Source organism: Acidocella sp. MX-AZ03 (assembly GCF_027626035.1).
In the GTDB taxonomy this organism is placed as follows: domain Bacteria; phylum Pseudomonadota; class Alphaproteobacteria; order Acetobacterales; family Acetobacteraceae; genus Acidocella; species Acidocella facilis.
In genome coordinates this window covers 1,775,474-1,790,862 of the sequence record NZ_CP110774.1, presented here as the reverse complement: position 1 = coordinate 1,790,862, position 15,389 = coordinate 1,775,474, and the positions used below count along the sequence as shown (strand labels likewise).

The following is a 15,389-nucleotide window of genomic DNA, read 5'->3' as shown; positions in this document are numbered from 1 at the left end:
GTCGGCTGCACATCGGCGGCAATATCAAGATTGGATCGTCATCTGCCAGGGCAAACAACCACTGTTTGGCTAGCTGCTATCTCATTTTGCCTGGCTCTCGCCTATCAGAGACCAAGCACCGCGGCGATCGCGCCTAGCTTTTCGGGATTTCGAATGATGTAGACCGCTGCGATACGCTGGTCCTCCATCTCCAGGACAGTCACTTGGGGCAAGCCGTCCGGTTCCTTCGTGACGAACCCGGGCATGCCGTTGATGAGGCCGTAATATAACGAGACCGGCGCGCGCACCTTCTTCAACGCAAGCCTTGCGAGCATGCGCGCTGTTTTCTCGGCGCCATGGATGAGATTGAGAGCCGCCGGGCGACTGCCGCCCCCGTCGGTATGCAGGACCACATCCTCGGCCAGCAGATCGCGCAGGGCCACCTCATCGCCGGTCTGGGTGGCAGCCAGAAAGGCTTTCGCCAACCGCGTGCCGTCCGCCTCCGAAACCTCATGGCGCGACTTTGACTCGCCAAGGCGTTGACGGGCACGTACCGCCACTTGCCGGCATGCCGCCTCGGATTTGTGGAGAAGAGGGGCTAGCTCGTTGAACGACATGTCGAACAGATCGTGCAGGATAAAAATGGCGCGCTCCGGCGGCGAGAGCCGCTCAAGGGTGAGAAGAAAGGCAAGTGACACGCTCTCGGCCCGCGCCCAAGCTTCCTCCTGCGGCGCGGCCTGGTCTTCCAGCACGGGCTCGGGCAGCCAGGGGCCAACATAGGCTTCCCGCCGGACCTGAGCCGATTTCAAGTGATCAAGGGCCAGCCGCGCCGCCGCCTTCATCAGCCATGCACGGGGGTGCGAGATTTCGGCTCGTACCGCCCCTTCCCAGCGCAGGAAAACCTCCTGCGCTATATCCTCAGCCGTGGCGTGCGAGCCCGTCATCCGATAGGCGAGACCGACCAGAGCCGCCCGATGCGGAAGAAAGCTCGCCGCCGCATCCATCTGCTATTTGCCCACGGGCACCGAACGAAAGCCGATGGCCAGCCGGTTCCAGGCATTGATGGTCGCGATCAGCAAAGACAGTTTCACGATCTCCCCCTCGGAGAATTCAGCTTTCAAGGCGGCCCAATCCTCATCCGGCGCATGAGTTTCGGAAATGAGCGTCAGCGCCTCAGTCCAGGCCAGTGCCGCCCGTTCACGCGAGCTGTAAAACGGCGCCTCGCGCCAGGCGTCGAGCAGAAGCAGGCGGGTCGCCGTTTCGCCGCCCTTCATGGCATCCCTTGTGTGCATGTCGATGCAAAAGGCGCAACCATTGATCTGGGACGCGCGGGTCTTGACCAGCTCGATCAAGCTCTTCTCCAGGCCAGAGGTCGTCACGGCCTTCTCCAGTGCCAGCATTGCTTTCATGACCTCGGGCGCGGCTGCATAGTAATCGATGCGGGATTCCATAGTATCACTCCTATTTGCGGTTGCGCAGATAAGACGAGGCAGCCCCGAAAAATGTGACAGGGTTTTTTTGTTTGACGTCCGCTTCCCTCATTTTATCCCAAAACCGCCATTCCGTTCCCGGCCCCATCATGCCCACAAACAGCCGGTTGATTACTTCCGCCGCCGAGCTCAATGCCGTGTAGGTGGCTGCAAATGCCGGTCCGTTTCCAGCGTGAAGGCAACTGCCCATAAGGGCGTTTTGGTGAAGACCGATCGTTTCGCGAAGCCTTCGCCAACCTCATGCTCGGCCAACAAGCCGGCCCAGCATAAGGGCCGCAGGACATGAAGATAGAAGGTGGAAGCCAGCCGGTAATGTGCGGTCCAAATATCGGTTTCCGTGCCACCGAACAGCACGGTAAACAGCCGCTCCTCGCTCACCGCATGGTCCGCCTCGATATTAATGACATTCAGGAAGACGTCCCAGTTGCCGATCATGACATCACCGAAGCGGGTATATTGGCGATGATCGAGACCATAGAGCAGCGTGGTGGCCAAGCATCCCCATAATTCGCCGGGTTTGTCCCGTAAGCGCTTGGCATTGGCCGTCAGTCGCAAAGTGCCATTGTCGTGCCTCGCGAGCCTGGCGGCGAGCAAGACGTCATGCAACACGGTCAGAGGCGGAAAGTCCGCCTCGTTCAAGACCTTGTTGACGACGTAGAGTTCCTTCGCGGTGTAACGTGGCCATGCGAAAGCTTCGGCCGCCCATTGCACAAAATATCGTTTCAGGGCTTTGGCGGGCGTCAAGCCGATTGGGCCGTGCTGGTCGACATAGTCGAAGGTCAGCAGCGCCGCCTTGAGGATCGGCGCATACGCCAGCGCAGGTTCATCGCCAGGGATCGGCTTGAAAGGGACCATGCGGGAAGTTTGAGCGATGCGCATTGGGCTGCCAAGATCGGCGTCAGGCTTGGCAGCGGGCAACATACCCCCCTCTCATTTGGTTAAGTCTTGCTCTTGCCGGCCAAAGCCTCTTTCCGAAGACCGCGCCGTTTAGCTGGGGACAGTTAGATAAAATGTATTGACGTTGTATGTACGTTGTGCGATTGTCCACGCCTGCAATAGAGATAAGATATGGCCCAGCCAGCCCCTGCCGGTCCGGCCCGTAAGGACGATGTCATTCAGATCCGAGCCTCGGCTGAGACCAAGGCAATCCTGACCCGCGCCGCGGCGCTGCGGGGGCAGAAGCTGTCGGAATTCATGCTGGACAGCGCCCGCCGCCAGGCCGAGGACACGATCCTGGATCAGCGTGTGTTCTTCCTGGCGCCCGATGCGCATGAGGCGTTTCTGGCGATGCTGGATGCGCCGGCACAGGACGTGGCGGAACTGCGGGCGCGGCTGACCAAGCCGCCAGTCTGGGACCGTTAATGGCCAAAACTGGCGGGAAGAGGGCAGTTGAGGCCAAGCCAGTGAGACGTCGGTTGTTGCCGCCGGAACGCCTGACCGCAGCACACGATGTCTCAGGCTTCCAGAATGGCCGCCACCCGTCCTTGGACGAATGGCTGCGGGACCGGGCATTGGTCAGTGAGGGGCTATCAGCGAGAACCTATGTTGTACGCGCTGGCGAGCCGCCACATCTCGTCGTCGGCTATTATGCGATCACCACGGCCATGGAGCAGCGCTTGTCCCTGCCCAGCGCCAAGCTGCGGCGCGGAATGCCCGAGCAGATACCGCTGATGCTAATCGGCCGCTTGGCGGTGGACCAGCGTTACCATGGCATTGGCCTGGGCACCGACTTATTGGCGGATGCATTGAAGCGTTGCCTCGCCGTGTCCGAGGTGGCGGGCGTCAGGGCGGTGGTCACCCACGCGATCGATGAGACCGCCATGGCGTTCTATCGGCGGCACGGCTTTTTGGCCTCGCCGTTGGGCGAGAAGGTGCTGATGATGCCGATTGAGACCATCCGCGCCGTGTTCGCCGATCAGTGAAATAGGCCAGGGTGGTTTCCTTTCTCTCGGCGTAGCCTGGATGGTTCCGTCCACGCTATTGGCCGGACGCCATGGGTAGGGCGGTAGGGTTCGGATCTGTCCAGACCGGCATGAAACAATAATGCCGCCCGTCGGCATCCTGCTGAAGGCTCTTGCGGCAGGTCGCCATGGCGACGGCACCGTCATTATCCTGCATCAGCTGGCCCCAGGCGATGGCCTCGGCCGGCCCGGCCTTCATGGCAACCGAGATCAGATGTGAGGCGACCTCCCCCTGAAACCGCCCGGCATTCAGCCCGGCAGCGTAGGTGAAGAGGCAGGGGATGGCACCCAGCGCCAGCACCGCGACCGCCCAGATCCCGAGGGTTTTGTATTTCAAAGTCTTGCCGTGCTGATACACGGCATAGCGCACATTATCCGCGAGCTTGGGCGTCAGCTGCTCGACAATGCCGGCCTGTTTGGTTTGCAACACCGCCTCGGCTTGCTGGACGGCCAGCGCCGTCTTCTTGAGGGTGTCATGGTATTCGCGGTCCAGCCGGTCGCTGGCATCGTGGAAATAGCGCACGGCCTGGTTATGCAGGCGCCATTGCAAGCGCAGCGAGGAGGACAGGACCTTAATCAGCGGCAATAACGGGTCGTTTTTGAGCCCGGTGACCTGAATGAGCCGCTCCAGCTCCTCCTGCATCTGGGCGATCTCGCGGCCAAGGATTTCGCTGTAGCGCCGCAGGTCGAACTCTTCCCGGGGCTCGTTCATGGCAGCCATGAGCTGATCCCCGCAAAATTGCTGTCCATGGCCTCCAGCCATAGCCTGACCCGGGCCCGGTCGAACGGCCCGAGCGGCGTGTCGGCCCGGCCGGTCTTACCCGCGACGGCATCATGGAATTTCAGCCGGCGGATTTCCACCTGTTGGGCGGCGAAGAGTTTCGGCATGAATACCGGCACGGCCCCCTCACCAATCGCCTGACGGACGACGCTATGCCGCAAAATGCGCGCGAAGCCTGTATCGCGGGTCTCGCCGACATCCATCATGGCCTCGTTCAAAATGATGGACGAGGCAGTCGGCTTGAACCCCAGCCGCTGCAAGGTGGCCAAGGGTGATAAATCCTCTTCTTGCGGCCCCACCGTATGGAACAGCACCACCGCGAAGCTCTGGGCTTCGAACAAGGCGACCAGGTCGGGTAATTCGACAGCGAGGCGGCGCAGCGTGGTATCGCCGCCGCCCAGATCGACCAGCGCCGATATTTTCTGAGCCAGGCTATGCTGTAACAGGCGATCCAGCCATTTCAGGGACAGGCTGGGGTCGGCGGTCTCCGGGGGGCGGGCCACTTTGTCGATATAGCGGGAGAAGGTGTCGTTGGTCGTGTCCAGATCCGCCATTAGCAGAGGCGTGCCGTTCATCAGGGTTTTCTCGGCCAGCCAGCGTATGCCGGTGGTCTTGCCGGTTTTGCCTCGCCCCACCCAGAAAATGACTTTGTGCCGCCCGCTTAAATCGATGCCGGTCAAAGGCGTTGGGCTGGCAGCGGGTACCGCCGGGCTGGCAGCGGTGCCCAACTCCATCTCCGGTGGGGCGGCGTCTTCATCCGGCCTGAAGGTAAATTCCGGCGGTGTGGTACCTGAGGTGGGTGCACGTCCGCCCGTCGCATTGGGAAAGCGCAGCAATTCCGGCGTGTTGTCTTTGGGTTCAGGCATCGTTTGGCTCCATTCTGGGGAAAGGATGGCTGGGGCTTATGGCGGCGATTTTTTACCGAGCAGGCGCGCCATGACCTCGTCATAGGTTGAGAGGGGCGGCCGGATGAGGGGCTTTGCCGGTTCAGCCGGTGGCGGCGCATCAAATTCTGCGGGCCTGGTGTCCCAATCGATAAAGCGCGCCGGCTGAAATTCGACGGTGTCTGAAGCATCGGGCGGATCTGATTGGCTGTCCCGGCCCCGACCGGTACCGCTTCCGGCACCGGCGCCGGTGCCGGCGCCGCAAACGCCGTCTCTGCCTGCTGCGCCGTCCTCTGCGGCGGTCCGGTGGCGGTCTTGCGCTGGTAGCCTTTCAGGGGCGGCGGGCGCGATAGACCTCGCTTTGCAGCCAGTCGGCATCCCACGCTTTGCCGGTGCTGTAGGTGATGCCAGCCAGCGTCATCGCGCGTGCGATTGCAGCCCAGGACCAGTCGCCATGCACAAGCTCCAACAACATGCCGTAATGTTGGCGCAGCCAGGGCCGCACGACATCGCTCTGTCGCCAGAGCGGGCGGAGCATTTCCGCCAAGCTTTCGATCTCGGCCTCGGTGTGAATGCGTTTGCGCGACATGAACACGGGCTTTCAAAAATAGCGGCATGGAGTTTCACTATTTTTGACTAAGCGCGCAATCTTCCGAATCGGAATCTTGACAAACGCGAATCTTATCTCTCAGCCCAATCCCGAGCCTTTTCCTGTGCTGATTCCTATGCCTGTTCCTGATTTCATAACTGAGCTCAATTCTAATCTCATTCCCAAGCTCAATCCTGATCTCTAATCTCGTAGGTCCCGTGTGGTAGTATCTTATGCGGCTACAACAGACCAAGGAATGCTAGCGCATGCGGGTGCGGTAAGATGGCAGGGGTTAGGCAACGCGATTTCACGGCCAATGTGCATTCTGCCCAGGCTCCTTTAACATTACAGATGTTTCAATTTACGCGACCATTTGTAGCGCGGTAATGCAATTTCGCGTCGTTTCCGCTTGACCGGGAGGTTTATTATGATTGCCGGTGACGATGATCGCTACGAAGAGATCGTAACGCAGATTGGAGCGGCGAATAGTCTCGCGCAAATGCAAGATGTGGCCGCTGGTATATGCAGAGCGTATCATCTCGCCAATATCGCGTATCACGCGGTTTATCTTCCAGGCGCTCAAATTTTCAACCCGATCTTGGTTCTGACTTATGAGTCTGAATGGATCGAGCGCTATAAAAACAACGATTACTTCAAAATTGATCCGGTGGTTGTTTCTGGAACCAAAGGCTTCCTGCCGCTGGATTGGGCGCATCTTGACCGCGATAATGATGTTGCCCGGGATTTTTTCGCGGAAGCTGACCGGTTTGCAGTCGGCTGGCAGGGCATGACCTGGCCCGTGCGCGGGGCTGGGGGCGAGCGGACATTGTTCACGATTACCGCGAACATGTCGGTGCCCGAGTGAGAGGAGCGGCGAGTTTCGTATAAAAGAGAATTCCAGATGATCACGCATTATATGCATGATCGGATTGTAGAGATTTCCGGCTATCGAGATGCAAAGCCAAAGCCATCGCTATCCCGGCGTGAGATCGCGTGCCTCGAATTGGCATGATATCACAACCGCTGCCGACTTGCTGGAGGGGCAAACCGCTGGTGGTGTTGTTGCAGACAAGGCATATTACAGCAGTGAACTCAGTGAAATGATCGACGACGCCAATATCGAGGCTATCATCCTATCTAAGCGAAACCGGAAACTCAAAATCCCACACGATATCCAAGCCTATAAGCTCAGAAATCGTATCGAAAGGTTCTTCAATAAGCTCAAACACCTCCGCCGGGTGGCAACCCGTTACGACCGAAGAGCCGCGTACTTCATGGCAACCGCCCAACTCGCCTCATCCATGATCTGGATGCACTGAATGTCGATTCGTCCTGGGGACTTTAGCTCTTCCAGCTCAAATCGCTTTGATCGCTGATACTTCTCAGATCATCGAGGAGTAGACGCGATCTTAGTTTTGTCCTCCTTTACGTTGCTGATTCCGACGAAGCCGGCCATGCATTCCAACTTGAATCCGACCACTGATCCAAACCTTGTAATAGATTTCAACACTAGCAGTTTGCTGAAAAACCCCGAAACTTGGTTTTATTTTTTCTGATTTAGCTTTGGGGCCTGGATTTTGGTTCAAGTGATTGAAGTTTCTTGCCGGTTTCTGGACTTTTTTCGTCCAGCGGACAGACTCGTCCCTTATATTGCCACCATTTTTGGAATGCGTACCAGATTATAGGCGATCAGGTTGAGCATGAAGGTGCCGGCGACCCGCGCAACGCCGCGCAGCTTGGTCTTGCGCATCGTGCCGTGCTGCTTGCCCCAGCCGAATATGCACTCGATCATCGCCCGGCGGGTCTGCGACATCGCATAACCGGGATGGCGCGTGGTGCGTCCGTCAATCGCGCTGCGGCGGTGCCTGCCGGTTTTGGTCTCACCGTTGTTTTGTGTGACATGCGGTGTCACGCCGGCGTCGCGCAGATTGGCGACATGATCGGCGGTATCGTAAGCCTTGTCTTCGCCTACGGTGATCCGCCCGGCGGCCGACTTGGCTTTGGCTTTCAACATCGCTTCCGAGGCTTCACGCTCAGCCGTGCCTGTGGCCTGGGTCACTCGGCCACCCACCGCCAAGCCGTGCCGGTTGTCCATCAGCGCGTGCCCCATATACGAAAGCTTTGCCTCCCGCCCAGCGGCCTTGCGGTACAGCCGGCTTTCCGGGTCGGTGGTGCTGGCATGGGTATCGTTCTTACGCTTCTGACCGTGGAAATCCGAACCATCATCGTCGCTGCCATCCTTCGGCCGGAAGCTCTTCTGCGACGCCCACGCCTCGATCAGCGTGCCGTCCACCGAGAAATGCTCATCCGATAGTAGCGGCGTCACCCGCGGGTGGTTCAGCAGCCGGCTCATGAATTTCTGGAATATATCGCCGTTCTGCAGGCGCTCGCGGTTCTTGCTAAACGTGGTCGGGTTCCAGACCGGATCATCCGGGGATAAGCCCACAAACCAGCGGTACAGGAGATTATAATCCAGTTGCTCCATCAACTGCCGTTCCGAGCGAATCCCGTACAGCACCTGGATCAGCAGCGCGCTCAGCAATTGTTCAGGCGGCACCGAGGGCCGGCCTTCCCTGGAATACAGCCAGGCAAAGCTGCGGCTCATCTCATGCAGAACATCCCGCACCAAAGCACGGATCGCTCGCAACGGATGGGTCGCCGGAACCCGTGTTTCTGGTGAAACATACGAAAACATCCCGCCCTGATCTCGAAAAGAACCCCGCACCCCACGCCTCACAAAACCTGCCAGCCAAAGTGAATCACATCATAATCCCGGCCGCCAGGAGTTTTTCAGCAAACTGCTAGAGTCTCTTTCTGACGATCTGAATCGTTTTGGGATTCCGGCGCGGGCGAAAATCTGATTCAGGCTTGATGCTGGATTGGAGGTCAGCATGAGATGGGTCGGCATTATTCGAATGATTTGAGGGAGCGGGTAGCGGCGGCTGTTTTGTCTGGCCGTTCCTGCCGAGAGTAAGCGCTGTGTCCCTGGCCCCCTGTGAATTTTTATTGGGATGGCGGATTTTGGCGTCAAGGATGATGCCGAGATTTTAAGAAGTGCTCGTACGAGCGCTCATACGAGTGCTCCGCCGCAGCGGGTTGAGGTTATCACGCGTGGTGCGCGGCGGAGCTGGCGGCCTGACGAGAAGCGTGAGATTGTTTTGGCTAGCTTGACGCCTGGAGTTTTGCCTTCAGCGATCTGCCGGCAGCACGACATCGGTAGCGGGCAATTGAGTGTATGGCGTCAGCAATTCCGGGAAGGCAGGCTTGGCGATCCTCTGCCGCCGGCTCTGAATTTTGCTCAGGCGGTGGTTGCGCCGTCACAAGCGTTGGCAGCCCCGGGCGAGCTTCCGGCGATGCCCGACCAGGCTGCCACGTCATCGCGCCGGCAAAAGCCGCGCGGCGCGGCGAAGGACTGCGAACTGATTGAGATTGCGCTGCCAAACGGCATGGTCGTGCGGGTGGGTTCGGATGTTGATCAGGCGGCATTGGGGCGCGTGTTGGCGGCGTTGAAGAGCGCATGATCGCGCCGGGTTCTGGGGTTCGCGTCTACCTTGCCTGCGGGCCGACCGACATGAGAAAGGGCATGGACGGGTTGGCGATGCTGGTGCAGCGCGGCTTTGCCGAGGACCCTTTTGGAGGTGCGGTGTTTGCGTTCCGCGGCCGGCGCGCCGGGCTGGTGAAACTGCTGTGGCATGACGGTGTCGGGCTATGCCTTTTGAGCAAGCGGCTGGAGCGCGGCGGGTTTGCCTGGCCACAGACAGGTGCGGCTTTGGTTGCCCTCTCGCCGGGTCAGCTGGCGACATTGCTTGAGGGTTGCGAGTGGCGCGCACCGGTGCGCAGTCTGCGCCCGGAGCTGGCCGGTTAAACAGCCACCTCCACAAGATTGATTGACACGACACCAGGGTTTTTGCCAGACTCAGCCGTGGCCATCGACCTTGAAAATCTGCCCGACGATGCTGGCACATTGCGCGAATTGGTCACCAATGCCGCGCTTGAGAATGCCGGATTGCGCGCCGAGATCGACAAGCTTCACATCATGATCAAGGGCTTGCAGCGGCACCGGTTCGGCAAGCGTTCCGAGCAGCTGGATGCTGCGCAGATGCAGCTGGTCATGGAGGATCTTGAGCAGACCATGGGGGCTGGTGCCGCGGCGGGCGAAGCCCGGGCTGAAGCTGAGATGCAAACCGGGCAGAAGTCCAGCACCAAGCCTGTGCGCCGTCAGCGCAATCTCGGCCAACTGCCGGCTGAGCTGCCGCGCTACGAGGTGGTGATCGATCTTGCGGACACGAGCTGTCCCTGCTGCCGGGGTGAGTTGCAGCGCGTTGGCGAAAGCCGCGCCGAGATGCTGGATATTCTGCCGGCGCAATTGCGGGTGAAGGTCATCTGCCGGCCGCGCTATATCTGCCAGGCGTGCGATACGCCGATTGTTCAGGCCCGGCACCGCCACGCCCCATCGATGGCGGCATGGCGACCGAGGCGCTGATCTCCCATGTTCTGGTCAGTAAATTTGCCGACCACCTGCCGCTCTACCGCCAGGCGCAGATTTTTGAACGCCAGGGCATCACGCTCGATCGCTCGACCCTTGGCGATTGGATCGGCCGGGCCTGTTGGTGGTTGCGCCCGGTTTATGATCGTCTGGTGGGCCACATCATGGCGGCGGAGAAGATTTTTGCCGATGACACCGGTTTGCCGGTGCTCGACCCCGGTCGGGGCGGACCAAGACGGGCCGGTTCTGGTGCTACGCCGTCGATGACCGGCCATGGTGCGGCCCGGCGCCGCCGGCGGCGGCCTATGTCTATGCCGAGGACCGCAAAGGAATGCGACCCACCGCGCATCTCGCCAACTTCCGCGGCATTGTGCAGGTTGATGGTTATGCCGGGTTCGGGCAGGTGGTGAAGGCGCGTGCCGATGCTTCGGTCAAACTGGCCTTTTGCTGGGTCCATGCGCGGCGCGGTTTTTTTGAAGTGCATGCCTCGACCAAATCGCCGATTGCGGCGGAAGCTCTGGCGCGGATCGCGGCACTGTATGAGATCGAGGCTGAAATCCGCAACCAGCCGGCCACGCATCGCCAGGCCGTGCGGCAGGCGCGTTCACGGCCGCTTGTCGAGGCGCTGCACGACTGGCTGGACCAGCAACTGCCGCGCATCTCGAAAGCAACGAAACTTGCCGAAGCCATCCGCTACGCCTTGCGCCACTGGGAAGGGCTGATCCGGTTCCTCGACGATGGCAGGCTGGAACTCGACACCAATACGGTCGAGCGCGAAATCCGTCCGATTACCCTCGGGCGCAAGAACGCCTTGTTCGCGGGCAATGATTCCGGGGCTGAGCACTGGGCCATTTGCGCGAGCCTGATCGCCTCGGCCAAGCTGAATGGCCTCAATCCGTTCGCCTATCTGACCGACGTGCTGGAGCGCATCGTTGCAGGCCGGACGAAGATCACCGAGATCGAGGCTCTGTTGCCATGGAACTGGCGCCCCACCGGCATGGCCGAATTACCGGCAGCGGCGTGATCGACAACCCGATCCAGATGCAGCGTCTGCTGGCGCGACTGCAAGGCACACTGCCCTTGCCCGCCCGCGTTACGCCGGAACTCGCCGCAATGCTGAAAACGCAAAACATCACCGCCGACGCCAGCGCAACGGCCACCATCACCGCCGCCAATTATGCCGGAGATGAAGGCGGCATTATGTGCCGCCTGGAAATCCCGGCTAACGAGAAGGCCGTCCACGTCTCCATTACCCACCTGCGCTTCGACCCGAGGTTGCCGCTCGCCCGGGAAATCACAGCCTACCAAAAACACCGCGTAAAGCACCTCAGAATCTGAACGAAAATGATAGTTGAGCGATTTCAGTTAGTTGTGATTCTGTTGGTTTGCAACAACTGACGGAATCACGATGACTTGGACTGAAACCGCTCGACGGCGATACTGCCGGGCCGGCTTGCGCTATGCAAGCAATCTCACTGATGCCGAATGGGCTTTGATCGTGCCGTTCATGCCAGCACCGGCGCGGTTGGGGCGGCCGCGCTCTGTCTCGCTGCGCGTGATTGTTGAAGCGATTCTCTACATTCTATCCACTGGCTGCCAATGGCGGCAACTGCCCAGGGAATTCGCGCCCTTCACGACGGTGCAAGCATATTTTTACCGTTTCAGCCGTGATGGCACTCTGGTACGCATCAACCAGGCGCTGGTCGCGCAGGCGCGGGAGCTGGCCGGACGCACGGCATCGCCAACCGCGGGCGTGATCGACAGCCAATCAGTGAAAACGACCGAGGCGGGCGGGCCGCGGGGGTTCGATGCGGGTAAGAAGATCAAGGGGCGCAAACGGCATATCGTCACCGATACGCTCGGGAACCTCGTCGGGCTTGTTATCCACCCGCCAATGTTCAAGATCGCGATGGTGCGCCCGGCGTGCTCAAATCCATTCGCAAGAAATATCCTTTGCTGAGGCATGTTTTCGCCGATGGCGGCTATGCCGGACCTAAACTGCAAGGACGCCTCGAAAAGATCGGGAAATGGACCATCCAAATCGTAAAACGCTCCGACACAGCAGAAGGATTTGAACTCCTGCCCCGCCGTTGGGCGGAAGCAGCAAAGGTTCCGCCGGCGTAAGCCGGTGGAAGGCTGCTGGAGGGTGTCGAGAGAACTTTCGCCTGGCTCGGCCGGTGCCGCCGCCTCGCCAAAGATTTCGAAGCTACAATCGCCAGTGCTACCGCATGGCTCCTGCTCGCCCATATTCGCCTGCTCACAAGAAAAATCACACGAAAAGGTTAGGCGCACTACCATTCAGAGTCAGGTTCTCAGGCGCCATGCTTCATAAGCCCAGTCGAAATTCACAGGCTGACACAGCGCTTACTGCCGAGAGGTAGCGGCGTTGTTTTCTGTGAGCGTTGCGAGCGCTGTGAAGTGGTCGCAACGGCTGCGGCAGACGGGCAGTGCGGCGGCCAAACCGCAAGGCCGTCAGCAGGCTCGCGCTCTGGCGCCGCATCAGGCTTGGATTCTTAGCCGACTTGAGGAGGAGAAGGATTTGACGATGCGGGCCTTGGCGATTGAGCTTGGTGCCCGCGGCATTGTCACCAGCGAGGTCTCGGTCTGGCGCCTGGTGCGTGACGCCAGGCTCAGCTTCAAAAAAAACGCTGTTCGCCGCCGAGCAGGATCGCCCCGACGTGGCCCGCAAGCACCGGTTTTGGAAGACGTATCAGGGCAGGCTTGCACCTGAGCGGCTGGTTTTTCTGGATGAGACCTGGGCCAAGACAAATATGACCCGGACACGTGGCTGGTCGCCGCGTGGCAAAGCACTGCGAGCCCAAGTTCCGCATGGCCATTGGAAAACCTCACCTTTCTGGCGGCTCTGCGGTCAGACCGGATCGATGCGCCATTCGTCCTGGACGGCCCCATCAACGGCAAAAGCTTTGCCGCGTACATCAAGCAGATGCTGGTGCCGACATTGTCGCCAGGCGACATCGTCATCATGGACAATCTCGGCAGCCATAAAAGCCCTGCCGTAGGCAAGGCTATTCGTGAGGCAGGCGCCAAGCTCCTGTTCCTGCCGCCCTACAGCCCAGACCTCAATCCCATCGAGCAGGTCTTCGCCAAACTCAAAACCCTGCTCCGTAAGGCCGCCGAACGCACCGTTGAAGCAACCTGGAAACGCATCGGCAGGTTGCTCAACGAGTTCAAACCCCAGGAATGCGCAAACTACCTCAGAAACTCAGGGTACGCGTCAAATTAGATGAAAGAGACTCTAGCCGACTATAGCCTTCTGAGATAGCTTCAAATCTTCTGACGTTTTAACGGAACAGATTGACTTTGGTCAGATCCACCACTTGGCTGGCACGCCCGTCCATCACGGCCTTCAGCAGGAACAGGCCGAAGCCCTTCACATCCTTCGCGGTGGTTTTAGGCGGCATCACCAGCTCTTGCCGGGCGGAGACCACATCCAGCAGCGCCGGGCCGGGATGGGCCAGCACCTCCCGCACCCCGGCCTCCAGATCATGCGGTGTTTCCACCCGCACGCCCTTAACCCCATCGCCCGGGCCATGGCGGCGAAATCCGGGTTCTGCAGGTCCGTGCCGGTGTCCAGAAAGCCATTGGCCTTCATCTCCAGCTCCACGAAGCCGAGCGTGCCGTTATTCAGCACGATCACCTTCACCGGCAGCTTCAACTGCGAGAGGGTAATAAAATCCCCCAACATCATCGCAAACCCGCCATCGCCCGAGAGAGAAACCACCTGCCGCCCGGGAAACGCCGCCTGCGCGCCGATGGCCTGGAGCAGCGCATTGGCCATGGAGCCGTGGTTGAAGGAACCCAGCAGCCGCCGCCCGCCGCCCAGCTTCAAATAGCGCGCCGCCCAGACGGTGGGGGTGCCGACATCGCAGGTGAAAATAGCATCGGGCGCCGCCAGCTCGCTGACCAGCCGGTTGAGCTGCTGGGGATGTACATGCTTGCCGGCGGGGTGATGCTGGCAAGTTCGTCCAGCTCCGCCCGGGCGGCATGGTAGTCAGCCACCGCCACACGCAGAAAACGCTCATCCTTCTGCTGCGCCAGGCGCGGCAGAAGGGCCTTCAGCGTCTCCTTCACATCGCCCACCAACCCCTTGGTAAGGGAGCAGCGATTACCCAGCGCCTCCGGCCGGATGTCGATCTGCACCACCTTCGCCGCTTCCGGGTAGAATTGCCGGTAGGGAAAGCCCGTGCCCAGCATCACCAGCGTGTCGCAGCTTTTCAGCGCCTTATAGCCGGAGGCGAAGCCGATGAAGCCGGTCATGCCAACGTCGTAGGGATTATCGTACTCCACATGCTCTTTGCCGCGCAGCGCGTGCACAATCGGCGCCTGCAGCTTCGCGGCCAGGGCGATCACCTCGTCATGGGCGCCCTCACACCCCGCGCCGCAGAGAATGGCGGTGCGGCTGGCGCCGTTCAGCAGCGCGGCGGTTTCGTCCAAAGCCGTGTCGGACGGGCGAACCACCGGCGGCTCCGGCAGCAGGAATGAAGGCACCTGGGCCTTCAGCTCCTCCAGCGCCACGTCGCCGGGGATGATCACCACCGCCACCCCTTGCGGGTAAAGGCAGTGCGGATGGCGCGTTCCAGAATCTGCGGCAGCTGACGGGGGTTGGAGACCAGCTCGCAATAATGGCTGCATTCCTTGAACAGAATTTCCGGGTGCGTGGCCTGGAAATAATCGATCCCGATCTCGGTGCTGGGAATATGCGCGGCAATGGCCAGCACCGGCGCCTGCGAACGGTGCGCGTCAAACAGCCCGTTGATGAGATGCAGATTGCCCGGCCCGCAACTGCCCGCGCACACCGCCAGCTGGCCGGTGAGCTGCGCCTCTGCTCCGGCGGCGAAGGCCGCCCCTTCCTCATGGCGCATATGTTTCCATTCGATGCGCCCCTGTTCGCGCAGCGAATCGGTAAAGCCGTTCAGGGAATCCCCCACCACGCCATAAACCCGCCGCACCCCCGCCGCTGCCAGGGTTGCCGCCATATAAGAAGCCGCGCTTGCCTGCATGTTGTGTCTCCCGATGATGCGTTCACTTTACCCAGTCTCAAGTCTGACTAGCCGAATTCCACTATCCTACTAACCTACTCGCATCATTCAAGGCTAGTTTCCCGATTGGGCCAGGCTTTGCCGGTATATCCTCATTGTCCATGCATACCCGATCACGACCATCAGTGTCGTATTATCCTATCGACATATCAAACGATA

At 60.1% G+C, this 15,389-nt stretch carries 18 protein-coding genes and 2 pseudogenes; 10 read left to right on the top strand and 10 right to left on the bottom strand.

What is annotated here, in order from left to right:
* Window positions 1-104 precede the first annotated feature (104 nt).
* From sigJ to GT370_RS10025, 3 genes are all read right to left on the bottom strand, one after another.
* On the bottom strand, window positions 105-983 hold the full coding sequence (gene sigJ / locus GT370_RS10035) for an RNA polymerase sigma factor SigJ (protein ID WP_008495635.1): 879 nt from the start codon (window positions 981-983) through the stop codon (window positions 105-107).
* 3 nt (window positions 984-986) lie between these two features.
* Window positions 987-1,430: a carboxymuconolactone decarboxylase family protein gene (locus GT370_RS10030; RefSeq protein ID WP_008495634.1), complete on the bottom strand. Its 444-nt coding sequence runs from the start codon at window positions 1,428-1,430 to the stop codon at window positions 987-989.
* A gap of 168 nt (window positions 1,431-1,598) precedes the next feature.
* On the bottom strand, window positions 1,599-2,324 hold the full coding sequence (locus GT370_RS10025; protein WP_039885795.1) for a hypothetical protein: 726 nt from the start codon (window positions 2,322-2,324) through the stop codon (window positions 1,599-1,601).
* 213 nt (window positions 2,325-2,537) lie between these two features.
* Between GT370_RS10025 and GT370_RS10020 the strand changes: the two genes are divergently transcribed.
* Window positions 2,538-2,831: a type II toxin-antitoxin system TacA family antitoxin gene (locus GT370_RS10020; protein WP_008495825.1), complete on the top strand. Its 294-nt coding sequence runs from the start codon at window positions 2,538-2,540 to the stop codon at window positions 2,829-2,831.
* A 41-nt stretch (window positions 2,832-2,872) separates the two neighbouring features.
* A complete protein-coding gene (locus tag GT370_RS10015) occupies window positions 2,873-3,391 on the top strand; it encodes a GNAT family N-acetyltransferase (protein ID WP_039885796.1) in 519 nt (172 codons plus the stop codon).
* Window positions 3,392-3,446: 55 nt separating this feature from the next.
* Here the strand turns inward: GT370_RS10015 and GT370_RS10010 are convergent, their stop codons facing one another.
* The 3 genes from GT370_RS10010 to GT370_RS10000 all read right to left on the bottom strand — a co-directional run bounded on the left by GT370_RS10010 (window position 3,447) and on the right by GT370_RS10000 (window position 5,684).
* Window positions 3,447-4,151, bottom strand: coding sequence for a hypothetical protein (locus GT370_RS10010; RefSeq protein WP_270183534.1), 705 nt, complete (start codon window positions 4,149-4,151; stop codon window positions 3,447-3,449).
* Window positions 4,139-5,077 (bottom strand): hypothetical protein, encoded by a 939-nt coding sequence (locus tag GT370_RS10005; protein WP_039885801.1) that lies wholly within the window; start codon window positions 5,075-5,077, stop codon window positions 4,139-4,141. Before GT370_RS10005 ends, GT370_RS10010 begins: the two co-directional genes overlap by 13 nt.
* A gap of 349 nt (window positions 5,078-5,426) precedes the next feature.
* Window positions 5,427-5,684 (bottom strand): hypothetical protein, encoded by a 258-nt coding sequence (locus GT370_RS10000; protein WP_270183519.1) that lies wholly within the window; start codon window positions 5,682-5,684, stop codon window positions 5,427-5,429.
* 427 nt (window positions 5,685-6,111) lie between these two features.
* On the opposite strand from GT370_RS10000, the gene GT370_RS09995 reads away from it, so the two are divergent.
* Together GT370_RS09995 and GT370_RS09990 are read left to right on the top strand one after the other, a co-directional pair.
* Window positions 6,112-6,549, top strand: a complete 438-nt coding sequence (locus GT370_RS09995) for an autoinducer binding domain-containing protein (RefSeq protein WP_008495838.1) — start codon at window positions 6,112-6,114, stop codon at window positions 6,547-6,549.
* Between the two features lie 88 nt (window positions 6,550-6,637).
* Window positions 6,638-7,003, top strand: coding sequence for an IS5/IS1182 family transposase (locus tag GT370_RS09990; protein WP_008495839.1), 366 nt, complete (start codon window positions 6,638-6,640; stop codon window positions 7,001-7,003).
* A 326-nt stretch (window positions 7,004-7,329) separates the two neighbouring features.
* Here GT370_RS09990 and GT370_RS09985 read toward each other — a convergent pair whose 3' ends face one another.
* Complete coding sequence (locus GT370_RS09985; RefSeq protein WP_083878918.1) at window positions 7,330-8,409, bottom strand: IS5 family transposase; 1,080 nt, start codon at window positions 8,407-8,409, stop codon at window positions 7,330-7,332.
* 286 nt (window positions 8,410-8,695) lie between these two features.
* Between GT370_RS09985 and tnpA the strand changes: the two genes are divergently transcribed.
* The 6 genes and pseudogenes from tnpA (at window position 8,696) to GT370_RS09955 (ending at window position 13,414) form a co-directional block, all read left to right on the top strand.
* A complete protein-coding gene (gene tnpA / locus GT370_RS09980) occupies window positions 8,696-9,205 on the top strand; it encodes an IS66-like element accessory protein TnpA (RefSeq protein ID WP_039884618.1) in 510 nt (169 codons plus the stop codon).
* Window positions 9,202-9,549: an IS66 family insertion sequence element accessory protein TnpB gene (gene tnpB, locus GT370_RS09975; protein ID WP_008491906.1), complete on the top strand. Its 348-nt coding sequence runs from the start codon at window positions 9,202-9,204 to the stop codon at window positions 9,547-9,549. The genes tnpA and tnpB overlap by 4 nt, the downstream gene beginning before the upstream one ends.
* A gap of 57 nt (window positions 9,550-9,606) precedes the next feature.
* Window positions 9,607-11,194, top strand: a pseudogene (tnpC, locus tag GT370_RS09970) (IS66 family transposase).
* Window positions 11,146-11,508, top strand: a complete 363-nt coding sequence (locus tag GT370_RS09965) for a hypothetical protein (RefSeq protein WP_008491909.1) — start codon at window positions 11,146-11,148, stop codon at window positions 11,506-11,508. Before tnpC ends, GT370_RS09965 begins: the two are co-directional and overlap by 49 nt.
* Before the next feature lie 70 nt (window positions 11,509-11,578).
* Window positions 11,579-12,456, top strand: a pseudogene (locus GT370_RS09960) (IS5 family transposase).
* Window positions 12,457-13,006: 550 nt separating this feature from the next.
* The gene (locus GT370_RS09955; protein WP_008491912.1) at window positions 13,007-13,414 is read left to right on the top strand and encodes an IS630 family transposase; all 408 of its coding nucleotides are present in this window, start codon (window positions 13,007-13,009) and stop codon (window positions 13,412-13,414) included.
* Window positions 13,415-13,591: 177 nt separating this feature from the next.
* Here the strand turns inward: GT370_RS09955 and GT370_RS09950 are convergent, their stop codons facing one another.
* From GT370_RS09950 to GT370_RS09940, 3 genes are read right to left on the bottom strand one after another with little or no spacing between them, the layout of a single operon-like run.
* Complete coding sequence (locus tag GT370_RS09950; RefSeq protein ID WP_270184310.1) at window positions 13,592-14,020, bottom strand: thiamine pyrophosphate-dependent enzyme; 429 nt, start codon at window positions 14,018-14,020, stop codon at window positions 13,592-13,594.
* Window positions 14,017-14,724 (bottom strand): hypothetical protein, encoded by a 708-nt coding sequence (locus tag GT370_RS09945; RefSeq protein WP_270184309.1) that lies wholly within the window; start codon window positions 14,722-14,724, stop codon window positions 14,017-14,019. Before GT370_RS09945 ends, GT370_RS09950 begins: the two co-directional genes overlap by 4 nt.
* The gene (locus GT370_RS09940; RefSeq protein WP_270184308.1) at window positions 14,721-15,191 is read right to left on the bottom strand and encodes a thiamine pyrophosphate-binding protein; all 471 of its coding nucleotides are present in this window, start codon (window positions 15,189-15,191) and stop codon (window positions 14,721-14,723) included. Before GT370_RS09940 ends, GT370_RS09945 begins: the two co-directional genes overlap by 4 nt.
* Between the last annotated feature and the right edge of the window lie 198 nt (window positions 15,192-15,389).

What these genes read in the sequence shown, in the direction of transcription:
- sigJ (WP_008495635.1), bottom strand. Translation starts at nt 983, where the DNA reads ATGGATGCGGCGGCGAGCTTTCTTCCGCATCGGGCGGCTCTGGTCGGT.
- GT370_RS10030 (WP_008495634.1), bottom strand. Translation starts at nt 1,430, where the DNA reads ATGGAATCCCGCATCGATTACTATGCAGCCGCGCCCGAGGTCATGAAA.
- GT370_RS10025 (WP_039885795.1), bottom strand. Translation starts at nt 2,324, where the DNA reads ATGGTCCCTTTCAAGCCGATCCCTGGCGATGAACCTGCGCTGGCGTAT.
- GT370_RS10020 (WP_008495825.1), top strand. Translation starts at nt 2,538, where the DNA reads ATGGCCCAGCCAGCCCCTGCCGGTCCGGCCCGTAAGGACGATGTCATT.
- GT370_RS10010 (WP_270183534.1), bottom strand. Translation starts at nt 4,151, where the DNA reads ATGGCTGCCATGAACGAGCCCCGGGAAGAGTTCGACCTGCGGCGCTAC.
- GT370_RS10005 (WP_039885801.1), bottom strand. Translation starts at nt 5,077, where the DNA reads ATGCCTGAACCCAAAGACAACACGCCGGAATTGCTGCGCTTTCCCAAT.
- GT370_RS10000 (WP_270183519.1), bottom strand. Translation starts at nt 5,684, where the DNA reads ATGTCGCGCAAACGCATTCACACCGAGGCCGAGATCGAAAGCTTGGCG.
- GT370_RS09995 (WP_008495838.1), top strand. Translation starts at nt 6,112, where the DNA reads ATGATTGCCGGTGACGATGATCGCTACGAAGAGATCGTAACGCAGATT.
- GT370_RS09990 (WP_008495839.1), top strand. Translation starts at nt 6,638, where the DNA reads ATGCAAAGCCAAAGCCATCGCTATCCCGGCGTGAGATCGCGTGCCTCG.
- tnpA (WP_039884618.1), top strand. Translation starts at nt 8,696, where the DNA reads ATGGCGGATTTTGGCGTCAAGGATGATGCCGAGATTTTAAGAAGTGCT.
- tnpB (WP_008491906.1), top strand. Translation starts at nt 9,202, where the DNA reads ATGATCGCGCCGGGTTCTGGGGTTCGCGTCTACCTTGCCTGCGGGCCG.
- GT370_RS09965 (WP_008491909.1), top strand. Translation starts at nt 11,146, where the DNA reads ATGGAACTGGCGCCCCACCGGCATGGCCGAATTACCGGCAGCGGCGTG.
- GT370_RS09940 (WP_270184308.1), bottom strand. Translation starts at nt 15,191, where the DNA reads ATGCAGGCAAGCGCGGCTTCTTATATGGCGGCAACCCTGGCAGCGGCG.